Consider the following 11,897-nt stretch of genomic DNA (forward strand, 5'->3'; position numbering starts at 1 on the left):
GCTGCTCTCTTTTATATTTTATTGTTGTAAATTGTTATAATTCCATGCAGCTACAAAAATTCCTGCGGTTTCCGTTCTCAGTCTTTGATTACCCAGGGATACTGCTTTTACTCTATGCTCTGCAAGAAATGCAATTTCCTTTTCAGAAAAATCACCTTCAGGACCTATTAAAAATGTAAGCTGTTCCAGTTGAGGAATATTATTAAGATCAATTCTTTCTAAATTCTCATGGCAGTGGGCAACAAAAGTATGTTCCGGATTAATATTTTTCAGAAAATCAGTCAGCTTTATGGCATCATTGATTACCGGGAAATGAAATCTGAGACTTTGTTTTGAAGCAGCAATAGCCTGTTTCCGGATCTTATCAATATTGATATTTTTACGTTCCGTTTTCTCTGTTATAATAATACTGATTTCCGAAATACCCATTTCCACGGCTTTTTCCACAAAGAATTCTATCCTGTCAATATTTTTGGTAGGTGCAATGGCAATATGAAGGTTTGGTTTAAATCCCGGCAGATCCTTTTTAATCTCCGAAACTTCAATACCCGCTTTTTTTCCTTCTATAACCAGTTTTCCAGAAGCCACTGTTCCTTTTCCATCCGTTACATGAATATCTTCTCCATCTCTCATACGCAGCACTTTTACAATATGCTGCTGTTCCTCATCATTGATAAAGACCTGTTGATCTGCTATTTCTCCGTAAAATAATTTCATATATCCTGACTTATAAATGCAACACCCGTTTTAATGGTTGTATAGATATCCGTATCACATTCCCGGTAAGAGCACATGTATATTTCTTCAATCCAGGTATTGTTAATGAAAATCAGATTTAAGTATTCCTGTTTTCTCAGATTATTTTTGATCGATAAATAATCTCCCTCTTTTGGTGTGTAAGGAAAACTGAAAAGATGTTCAGAATTGATTAATTTTAAAACTTCATCTTTTATATCCTGAATATATCCTGTTTCAGAGCTTGATGGGAAATAATCTACAGAATTCACTAAATTGTCATTTTTTCCTGTTACTGTTTCCAGTATCCAGTAATATTTTGAGTTCTTTTTAGAATGTGTCCCCAGTACTTTTTCTTCTAAGAGTATTTTCATAAATCATATTTTGCAGTAGCCGTAGTCCTCAGGTCTGTAAATTCACCTCTTTCAAACTTCAGTTTCGCTACCATGGCGATCATGGCGGCATTATCTGTTGTATATTCAAATTTGGGGATATAGATACTCCAGCCGAGTTTTTCTTTGTTGTCTTCCATGGCTTTTCTCAGTGCAGAATTGGCAGATACACCACCTGCAATGGCCACTTTATTCACATGAAGATCTTTTGCTGCTTTTTCAAGCTTGTTCATCAGAATTTCAATGATAGATTTTTGTACAGAAGCACAAAGGTCATTCAGGTTTTCTTTGATGAAATCCGGATTTTTTCTAACCTCTTTCTGGATGAAGTAAAGTACGGAAGTTTTGATCCCACTGAAAGAATAATCATAGTTTTCCAGCTTTGGTTTGTTGAATTTGAAAGCATCAGGATTTCCTTCCTTGGCAAGTCTGTCGATGATAGGTCCGGCAGGATAATCAAGATCAAAGATCTTTCCTATTTTATCAAAAGCTTCCCCTGCGGCATCATCTATGGTTTTCCCGATAATTTCCATATCGAAATAATCTTTTACCAATACAATCATGGTATGGCCGCCGCTTACGGTAAGGCACAGAAAAGGAAAGGTAGGCGGCACAGGATTTGCATCTTCGATGAAATGGGCCAAAATGTGGGCTTGGAGGTGATTTACTTCAATCAAAGGAACATTAAGGCTCATAGCCAAAGACTTAGCAAATGATGTTCCTACCAGAAGAGATCCTAAAAGTCCGGGTCCACGTGTAAATCCTATAGCTGAGATAGCATTTTGTTGTATATTTGCTTTGGAAAAAGATTTTTCAACAACGGGGATAATATTTTGCTGATGGGCCCGTGAAGCCAATTCAGGAACAACACCTCCATATTCTTTATGGATGGCCTGATTCGCGGCAATGTTTGAAAGAATAGCATTTCCCTTGATGATAGCTGCTGAGGTGTCGTCGCAGGACGATTCAATACCTAAAATTATAGAGTCGCTCATAATAATGGCAAAGTTAGAGAATAATAACGAGAATGAGAATAAAAAATCGGTAACTGAAAACTTAGGTGATCAGGTACAGAAAACTGTCGAAAATGTAGAAGGAAAAGTTCGGGAGACAGTGAAAGAAGCGTCTGAGCTTGCTTCGGATGCGATACATCATCCTGTAGAAACGGCTGAAGAGTTCGGGAAACAGGCCATAAAAGATGTCACCAGTTATACCTGGTGGGCAAAGCTTCTTCTTATTCTTTTCTGGCTGGGGGTTTTTCTTGTGGGAGGAGTTCTTATAGCTGTTAATCTTCCGGTAACCAAACAATGGGCCGCAGATCAGGCATTAAAGCTGGTTAATAATGATTTTAAGTCTGAATTTTCTACAGAAAGCGTAGATGTAAATTATTTCGGGGATGTAACCATAAAAGGGTTGAAGGTTAAAGACTATAAAGGTTTTGAATTTATTAAATCCCGTGAATTCCGTGCAGATTCAGACTGGATCTCACTTGCGGTGAATGCCATTTCAGGAAACAGCAATTCTTTAAGCTTCAATTCACTTACACTTGTGAATGCCGATGTAAAGGTGATTACCTATAAAGGAGACAGCATCTCCAATTTTGTAAGATTTGTAGATCTTTTTGATAACGGGAAGAAGAGAGATCCGAAAAAACCTCCTTTTCAGTTAAATTCAAGAATACAGATCATTGATTCCAAAGTTTCCATTGTGAATGAGAATTCTCCCGGTGATAAAGGAAAATGGCTTACTGCAACAAAATTTAATTTAAAAGCACCTAACGTTAAAGTCAATGGCCCGAATATTTCGGCATTGATCAATAATATGTCATTTGTAACGACGAGATGGGGAAAATCTCATATCGTTGATACGTTTTCAACAGAATTATCTCTTACCAAGCAGTTTCTTTCTTTAAAAGATCTTACCTTAAATACAGATCATACTTTACTTCAGGGAGATATTAAATTCAATCTTCATGATGGTTCATGGGCTGATTTTGCGGATAAAGTACGCTGGGACATGAATATTGATCAGGGAAGCCAGATGAGCGGGTATGATATCAGCTACTTTGTAACGAACTGGGATAATATCAAACCATTCAACCTGGCGGGAACAATGACGGGACCTTTAAATAAATTCCATCTGGAAAATTTTCTGATCAGAAACCCTGATGTGAATATAGCGACCAAAACTATGAAAGTGGATAATCTGCTGAATGGACATTTTTCAATCGAAACAAAAAATCTTTCTACGGATTTCACCTATAAAGATCTGAAAGCAATGATGCCTTCTTTTATTTCGAATAAGATGAAGAATTTTGCAGATGATTTCGGAAAATTAAAATACAATGGAACGGCAAAAGTAAACCCGGATCAGATTTATGTGGAAAGCGGGAATTTAATGACCGGAATAGGACAGGCAAGCATTTCCAAACTGACCTTAACAGGCTACAGTACATCTATGCCGAAATATTCAGGCTATCTGGATGTAAAAGATCTTAATACTTCTGTAATTACGAAGAATAAAACGGTAGGCTTGATCTCCGGGAAATTTGATCTTAACGGGCAAAGTTTTGATGTGAATACGATGCGTCTGACAACCAAGTCTCAGATTGCAAGTGTTGAAATCATGGATAAAACAATCAATAATCTTTATCTTGATGGATTGTTGGATCATAAAAAATACAACGGACTGATCACAGTTAATGATGAACAGGCGAAAGCAACAATTAAAGGACTGATAGATTTCAGTACTTCCAAGGTGGCTATGGATGTGAATGCTGATGTGACTTATCTGAACATGAACTACTTCACCAGTAAACCAGGAAATCAGATTGTGAGCGGACAGGTGGAAGGTAAGATGTCTATGTCTTCCATTAATGATCTTACGCTGGATGTGAGTGCCAATAATCTTCATTTTGCTACTGCTACTCAGAAGTATGATATTCCTAATGCCAAACTGAAAACTTTTGTAGATGCGGGAGGCCGTGTTATTGATGTGGATGCTCCGGGAGCGGCTATAGGTAAGATTTCCGGAAGATACAGTCTTGCCGATCTTGCAGGAATGGTGGAAAATGGGGTTGGAAAGATCTTGGTGGGACCTCCGCCTAGAAAACTATATCGCGGGCAGAATTTTACACTGAAATTTGATGTTCAGCAGGGTGTGGTCAATTATTTTTTACCTGAGCTGAAGCTGCCGCATGGTGCTGTAGTAGAGGGGGAATATGATGGGGATTCCAATAATCTCATCCTGAATCTGGATGCTTCTGCCTTAAAATATGTCATGACGAAAGAAGAAGAGGTTACAGATGCTGATAAAGCTCTTGCTGCCTCCAATCCGGATTATAAGATCAATGACAGAAAGAATCTCAATAGAGACAGCGCAATGGTGGACAGTCTTAAGATCAGAATTAATACTGCTAATCTGAGCCAGCAGCTGTATGCGAGAATCAATAGGTTAGAATACAATAAAAATATTATCAAAGACTTTGAGCTTAAAGGAAGCAATGAGAACGGAAATATACTGCATCTGGCCACAGTATTTAAACACGGAAGTCCTGATGATGAAATTAATGAAAAGCTTAAAGAATATGCCATCAATGTGGATCAGTCTACAGATGATGCAGGTGATTATGTTTTCAGGTTTGAGCCTACAGAAGTAAAATTCAATGAAGTGACGTGGGCAGTAGATACAAGCCCGGAGCTTAACCATTCCATTACGTACAGGAAGAAAACCGGTGATTTTGATATCAGGAATTTGCGTGTTTATTCTGATAAAAGTGCATTGTTTATTAAAGAAGCTCAGTTTAAATCGGCAAAAGATTTTTATGTAGATGCTGACATCAATGATTTTGCTATAGAAAAGCTTCTGGAAATGCAGTCGGGAGGGAATACAATGGATATTAAAGGCCTTGCAAACGGAAGTGTCAAGATCAAAATGGATAAAAGCACACTGCAGCCTTTGGTAGATCTTACGGTAGATAATATTAAGATGAACGGTAATGATATGGGAGATATTTCTATTTCTGCTACCAACGGTTTCTCACTGAATGTGTATGATATAGATGTAAAAGTTCATTCTGCAGGAGTTCTTGGAAATAACAGTCTTAACCTGACAGGAACAGTGAATAATAATACGTCTACTCCGGTTATTGATCTTAATGCTGAGATGCGTGATTTTGATCTTGCATTTACACAACAGTTTGTACAGTCTATTTTTGGAAACCTCCGCGGAAAAGCAACTGGAGATCTTAAGATTAACGGTAAGCTTAATAATCTGGATTATAGCGGGGATATTGCTTTGAAAGATTTTGGATTAAAACTTTTGTTCACAGGTGTGGATTATTCATTTGATGATACCGTAATCCAGCTTACAAAAGGGCTTGCCATTCTTAACAATATTGAAGTGCATGACGGAAGAACCAATTCCAAAGGAAACGTCTCCGGGGCGATCCAGTTTGAAACCCTTTCTTCAATGGGAGTTTCTCTCGTAATGAGGGCTGATAATCTTCTGATGCTTAATACAACCCAAAAAGATTTCGATTTGTTCTGGGGAAGAGTTTACGGACAGGGAGATCTCTATGTGGACGGACCTGTTTCAGGGCTGAGTATCACAACACCTAATATGAAGGCACTGAATGGAAGTACATTTACTTTCAATTCAAGTTCCACTTCAAATGTTGAAGAATTTAAGATGCTGAGATTCCTGAAAGAAGGAAAAGACGGATTGATTACCCTGGAAGAAAAGAAAAAGACAGGTGCCAACATGAATATTGATTTCAATCTGGCAGTAGATAAAGGAACAACAGTGAATGTGCTTGTTGGAGATGATGTAGGAAATATTACGGTAAAAGGAGTTGCTGATCCTCTGAAATTCCAGATGAACAGACAGGGGAATATTGCCATGAGCGGAACTTATAAAGTGGATAACGGAACATTTATCTCTAAAGCGATTCTTAATAAAACATTCCAGATTGAAAAGAACAGCAGTATCAGATGGGATGGTGATGCAATGAAACCTACACTGGATATCACAGCGAATTATATCAGGATGGTTTCCAATGCCGGAGAATACCTCAGTATGGGAAAACTTCAACCTATCAGTATTTTACTTCAGGCTAATATTACTCAATCTCTTGTTGATCCAAAAATTGATCTTAATGTAACAGCTTTAGATGTATCCAGCCAGGTAAGGGAAACCCTTGCGGCAAAGATGAGCCAGGAAGGAGAGAAGGTTCTTCAGTTCGGTTCAATCCTGTTGCTGAGCACTTTCAACGTATCCAATACAGGAGGGGTAGATGTGAATGTAGGGAATGTAGCCGAATCTTCAGGTTATAATATTCTTTTGAAACAATTAGGATCTGTTCTGAATACGATGAGTAATGAATTCCAGATTGACCTGAACTATGTAAAAGGAGATCAGAACTCTAATGTTGGAGATAGAGCCAATGCAGGGGTAAGTGTAGTCGTTTCTCCACGACTGAATGTAAAAACAGGTTTAGGAATCCCATTATCCAAAACAGAAGGTACCCAGCAAAACAATTATCTTTCTACAGAAGGTTCGGTAGAATATGATTTGTCTAAGAAAAATGACGGTACTTTTTTGGTACGTGCTTATTCTAAGCCTACAAACATCGGAATGGTGAGTACAAACGGTTCTGCTAATCAAGCTTATGGTGTAGGGGCTGTGTGGAGTAAAAGCTTCAATTCTTTGTTTAAAAAGAAGAAAAAAGACAAAAAAACTGCGGAGCCGAAAAGTGAAATAAAAACAGATTCTATAAAATCAAATGGTAAATAATTAGAATATTTTAATGATTTTTATCATCTGTGTTAATTATTGTTAATATTTGATATATATTTTTTAGTTAAATTATTTTTCGTAAATTTGCAAAAAATACATAGATTTTTTAAAAAAATTGTAATTTAACTAATATGAACTATCAACTGGACGAAATAGACAAGAAAATTCTTGATTTCTTAGTAGAAAACACAAGAATGCCTTTTACTGAAATTGCAAAGCAGATGGATGTTTCTGCTGGAACAATTCACGTAAGAGTGAAAAAGATGGAAGATGCAGGTATTATTTTGGGATCATCTCTTAACATTGATTATGGTAAGCTTGATTATCATTTTACAGCTTTCATAGGTATCCTTTTGACAAAATCAAATCGTACTCAGGAAGTATTGAAAGAATTGTCAACTCTTCCAAATGTAATCGAGGCTAGTGTTATTTCCGGAAAATATAATATTTTCTGTAAAGTAAGAGCTAAGAATACGGATGATGCTAAAAGAATTATCTATCAAATTGACGACATTCAGGACGTAATGAGAACTGAAAGTATGATCTCTATGGAAGAATTCTTAAGTGACAAAAACAGACTGATCAACGCGATCTCTGTATAAGTCAAATTTTAAAAACGAATAATTATAAAAGAACTTATGAAATCTCTCATAAGTTCTTTATTTTTGCAGGTATGGAAGAATACAGCTATTTTGACGAAGATCCGAAGAAAGGATGGGGATTTGTGCTCGCATTTGCAGCTTTGATGCTGTTTACGATTATGGGGCTTGGAATTGATGTGGATGAATACCTTCAGCACGAATATCTGGAGATCCCGAGGTGGTATTTTTATGTTATCTTTTCGATAGATCTGTTGATGATGGTAGGGCTGGTGCTGATGTTCTTTTATAGAAAAGTAGGAATCTTTATGTTCCCAGTACTACTGGTGCTGCATTTCTTTATGCATAATTACTATCTGTCAACATTTTTATATACAGATGTTACCAATCTTTTCCTTTTTACAGGATTCGGGATGCTGGCCATAATTCCGAAATGGAAATTTTTTAAATAGGAGAATACAGCTGGTTGGTGTAAATTAAAATGAATCAGACCAAATGAATTGATCATTCTGAATTCTATACGTAAAACCTCATATTTGAATTCTTTATTCATGTGATCTATAAAATAACAAATAGCTTTTAAATTCAATTTAAAAGCTATTTTAATAACAAGAATAAGAATATAAAAGAGAACATTAATCATACAGAATCAGGTGATTTGAATCCCTGTAAGGTCATAAAGGTGGATAATTTCCGTTTTTAACGGATTGGCTGCCCAATCTTCCCATTTACAGATATAGGGGTTATAACCACACTTTAAAGGCTTTGAAGTATCTAAACTTTGTTTTTTTTTAAGAGCATCTTCAGTATAGGCTCTGCAATCTGTACATACATAACGGAATTCACAGTCTTTGCAGGTTTCAATAAGGTCTTTGGTTACGCTCCAGTATTTTTTGAAACCGGGTTGCTCTATAACTTCTTCAAGTGTGCTATTTTCCATATTTCCAAAGCTTTCTTTCATTAGTGGACAGTTTTTAATATTGCCAGCCTTGTCAATGCCTATTTTTTTATGCAGACATGAGTTATGATTGATTGCTTCCAGTACTTTTGGAAGGTTGGTATTAAAGTATTTCAAATCAACCTTTCCGCATGATGATATTTTCAGGTCTTCTTCAATATAGTGCAGTGTAAACCGATATTCATCTTTAGCTTTAAAATGAGGAGCCGGACAATTGTAGAAAATAATATTATATATTCTTGAGGTATGGTTATGAAGGAGCTTAATAGATGTTTGATCAATTTCACGTTTAAAAGGAGAAAATATTTCTATTCCGGATAATACTGAAGTTTCAAAAGTCTTATCAATGTTAATAATATCTTGTGCGCTGAGAGTTTTTGTACTGTAAATAGTCAAATGTTTTACCCCGAGGTTTTCTATTGATGGTTTTATTTTCTCTAACAGGCTGATATCATCCATTTCCATAAAGATATCTGCTATGAGGCTGGGCTCGTGATATTCATGTGAAAGTGGCGGAAAATTTTTGTTCCAGTCATTCTCTGTAATAAATCCATATTCTTTTTCAAGAAGAATATCCAGATATTCCTGAATGATATTTTTAGAATCTTCGTCATAATCATTCATCATATTTTCTATGGAGTATTTTTTCAAGTCCTCTGTTATTTCATAGAGTTCTAAAGGATACAGCTCTGATACGTTTCTCTGGAGATCAGAGATTAGAATTCTGCCAGCTCCTTTGGTGATGAGAATGTTTGAAAATAGATTGAAATATTTCATAATAACCGGGTCACTGATTTTACTGGTTTTTCTCTAATATAGAATTGAGTACCGTATTTCTCACATGCTATGAAATAAATTATCTCTTCATTCTTCTTATGTGGAGTTTTCTTTTTTATAGTTTCAAGATATTTGAATGTAAGTGGGAGCAAGTAGGTTTCGTTGAATTTATTTTTCATTATTTTTGATTTTAATAAAGCTATAAATAGTCTGCTATCTCCTTTTCCAGGAAATAATTACAATCTGCGGATATATTTCCAAACTGTCCAATTGGATTTACTTCTAAAAAATAATAATCATCTCCCTTTTTAATAAAATCAAGAGATCCGGAATTTAAATTTAATGAACGCATGAGTACGTTTATTTTCTCTTCAATATCTATTGGCAGATTATAGGGAACATTTCGATTAGGCTTATCAATATTATATTTTCTTACATCCACTTTAGTTTGTTCATCTTTTTGCGAAAATATCGCCATAGATTTAATTTTTCCATTCAGATAAAAGCTTCGGATTTCAAACTCTTTTTCAATTTTATCCTGGAAAAAAGAGATAAAAAAATCTTTTTTTTCTGCTTCATTTACTACGGTTGTATACATAATACCATCTTCATCATTATTTATAGACTCTAAGATTACATTTCCGGTAATAGATTTTACTATTGTTTGTTCCAACATAACCTCATCAGTATTTTCAGCAAGAAAATAATTCGGAACTTTAAGGCCGGCATTCTTTGCCATTTCTAATACGACAAGCTTATTCACATGCGCATTGTTTTGGGTATTAATATGCTTTTTAGACTCTAAAGTCTTTATCACATAGTCTTCAAGCCAGTGCTGAGCCTCATTCATATGTATATTGATAGAAGCATGATGGTATTGTAGCCGTTTAAAATTAATACCACCTCTTCGATACCATACACTTGTAATTTCATCAGGATAAAAACCAGTTCTGTGACTTTTCAGCCAAATTCTTTTTTTTATGACTTTGATTTCAAAAAATTCATCTTCATGGATGCGGATACATTTTTTCCCTGCTGTTGAAAGCCATCTTAGTACCTGAATAGTTGTTCTGTCAGAATTTTTTGAGATAATTAGTATCATTTTGAAATTACTTATATTCCACCTTATAATTCAGCTCAATGGGGTTGTTTTTTTCTCTTATTTTTTTTTGAATATTTTCTTTCATTTCTTTAAAATCTGTTTTTATAAGATTTCCGCTCTCATCATAGGATTTCACATCTGCTTTATTAATCATTGATAAAGGTTCAGTATAATAATTTTTTTGAAGCTTTTTGAAATCTTCCCAGGTAATTTTTTTTCGAAATTTATCTGCATTCAATTCCTTCCATTTAAAGTCTGTTACCTGGATCAAAGAAAAATCATAATTGAATTTTTCATCAAAGATGTTTACAATCATTCCTGGTAATCCATAAAAGACATATGGCCCTTCTTGTAAGGGGATTTCATTTGTAAACCAAGCAATCCATTTCCGTTCCCCATAATTCAGTTCTGCCTTTTGACAATTGTAATTTCCAATTTTTTTTCTTTCTTCTATGATTTTCCAATGAAATTCATCATTAATAGGAATGACATAAGTACTGTGAATTAAAGGGACGAAGACATATTTTAATATCTCTTTTCCAATATTTTTATAAATGTATAGCTGTTTATTGTTATATTCCATATCGAATCCGTTTCCCCAACCTTGCTTTGCTCTTAATGAATCAGATTGACGAAACTTATCTGACCGAAATATGGATTCTTTATTTTTAATATCTAAATAGAAAATAATTTTTTCAGTTTTTAAACTGTCTGAATTATACTTATAATTAAGTTCATATATAAAACTTGAGTTCTGTGCCTTTAAAAATCCAGAGACAATCCCTATTAAAAATAAGCAGCAGGAAAAGGTTGAAACTTTCATCATTTATAATTTTGATTGGAATTAAAATGTTATATATAATTATCGAAGATGATTTATTAAATAGGAGAGAATATTTCTCTCCTATTGTTTTAATCAAAACTACTACCTATACAAAGCCAGCCTCTTGTTTTATATGATCCATCATCATTATAATAATCTGTATCTGTACATCCGTCTGAATTAACAAGATTAGACTTAATTGAATATGAACTTCCGTTTCCGCCTACTATTGATCTTACATCATTTAATTTTTTGTTTTCCAAAGAAGAGAAATTTCTCTTCATACCTTTTAATTTTTTCATTTTGATAGTTTTTAATTTTAATAACTCACTTGTGTCATATAATCCCTGACATTGGGCTGAACAATTCCCAATTTTATCATGCACTGTACACTTACATTTTAAAAATGGTTTTCATCAACGTTGATGGTTTCAAAACTATCAATAATTAGGTCACTTTGCTGTGATAAAAATTGCGGATTATGTGTTATTTTTCTGTACAAACATGCATAAATAGGGGATTGGTGAATCTCTTGTAATTCGCTGGAATACAGTAATAAGAAAAAAGAAAAGAGAGAGGTTGATAATTCTGTGAAAAATATCAGGTAATAAGAGAATACTTAATAGTAATATATTCTATTGTACAAATCATCAGAAAGTGAAGATGCAATATAATATGGTAAGAAACTGCAGGATTAACAATTACTTTTCAGGCT

10 protein-coding genes are annotated in these 11,897 nt (G+C 34.7%); 3 read left to right on the plus strand and 7 right to left on the minus strand.

Annotation, left to right across the window (positions count from 1 at the left end; translation table 11 throughout):
* Positions 1-18: 18 nt before the first annotated feature.
* From F3J23_RS18615 to tsaD, 3 genes are read right to left on the minus strand one after another with little or no spacing between them, the layout of a single operon-like run.
* Positions 19-717 (minus strand): RsmE family RNA methyltransferase, encoded by a 699-nt coding sequence (locus tag F3J23_RS18615; RefSeq protein ID WP_167032543.1) that lies wholly within the window; start codon positions 715-717, stop codon positions 19-21.
* Positions 714-1,109, minus strand: a complete 396-nt coding sequence (locus F3J23_RS18620; RefSeq protein ID WP_167032545.1) for a hypothetical protein — start codon at positions 1,107-1,109, stop codon at positions 714-716. The genes F3J23_RS18615 and F3J23_RS18620 overlap by 4 nt, the downstream gene beginning before the upstream one ends.
* The gene (tsaD, locus tag F3J23_RS18625; RefSeq protein WP_167032547.1) at positions 1,106-2,122 is read right to left on the minus strand and encodes a tRNA (adenosine(37)-N6)-threonylcarbamoyltransferase complex transferase subunit TsaD; all 1,017 of its coding nucleotides are present in this window, start codon (positions 2,120-2,122) and stop codon (positions 1,106-1,108) included. Before tsaD ends, F3J23_RS18620 begins: the two co-directional genes overlap by 4 nt.
* Before the next feature lie 4 nt (positions 2,123-2,126).
* Between tsaD and F3J23_RS18630 the strand changes: the two genes are divergently transcribed.
* The 3 genes from F3J23_RS18630 (at position 2,127) to F3J23_RS18640 (ending at position 7,974) form a co-directional block, all read left to right on the plus strand.
* Positions 2,127-6,920: a translocation/assembly module TamB gene (locus tag F3J23_RS18630; protein ID WP_167032549.1), complete on the plus strand. Its 4,794-nt coding sequence runs from the start codon at positions 2,127-2,129 to the stop codon at positions 6,918-6,920.
* A gap of 134 nt (positions 6,921-7,054) precedes the next feature.
* Positions 7,055-7,525, plus strand: a complete 471-nt coding sequence (locus F3J23_RS18635) for an Lrp/AsnC family transcriptional regulator (protein WP_034696982.1) — start codon at positions 7,055-7,057, stop codon at positions 7,523-7,525.
* Positions 7,526-7,596: 71 nt separating this feature from the next.
* Positions 7,597-7,974: a hypothetical protein gene (locus F3J23_RS18640; RefSeq protein ID WP_167032551.1), complete on the plus strand. Its 378-nt coding sequence runs from the start codon at positions 7,597-7,599 to the stop codon at positions 7,972-7,974.
* A 197-nt stretch (positions 7,975-8,171) separates the two neighbouring features.
* On the opposite strand, the gene gwsS is transcribed toward F3J23_RS18640, so the two are convergent.
* The 4 genes from gwsS to F3J23_RS18660 form a co-directional block, all read right to left on the minus strand.
* Complete coding sequence (gwsS, locus tag F3J23_RS18645; protein WP_167032553.1) at positions 8,172-9,257, minus strand: grasp-with-spasm system SPASM domain peptide maturase; 1,086 nt, start codon at positions 9,255-9,257, stop codon at positions 8,172-8,174.
* A 199-nt stretch (positions 9,258-9,456) separates the two neighbouring features.
* Positions 9,457-10,359 carry a grasp-with-spasm system ATP-grasp peptide maturase gene (gwsG, locus tag F3J23_RS18650; protein ID WP_167032555.1) on the minus strand — a complete coding sequence of 301 codons (903 nt, stop codon included), beginning with the start codon at positions 10,357-10,359 and terminating at the stop codon, positions 9,457-9,459.
* 7 nt (positions 10,360-10,366) lie between these two features.
* Positions 10,367-11,185 (minus strand): GLPGLI family protein, encoded by an 819-nt coding sequence (locus tag F3J23_RS18655; protein ID WP_317167740.1) that lies wholly within the window; start codon positions 11,183-11,185, stop codon positions 10,367-10,369.
* A gap of 86 nt (positions 11,186-11,271) precedes the next feature.
* Positions 11,272-11,484 (minus strand): TIGR04139 family peptide modification target, encoded by a 213-nt coding sequence (locus F3J23_RS18660; protein WP_167032559.1) that lies wholly within the window; start codon positions 11,482-11,484, stop codon positions 11,272-11,274.
* Positions 11,485-11,897 lie beyond the last annotated feature (413 nt).

Origin of the sequence: Chryseobacterium sp. Tr-659, from assembly GCF_011752975.1 — a bacterium.
GTDB lineage: Bacteria > Bacteroidota > Bacteroidia > Flavobacteriales > Weeksellaceae > Chryseobacterium.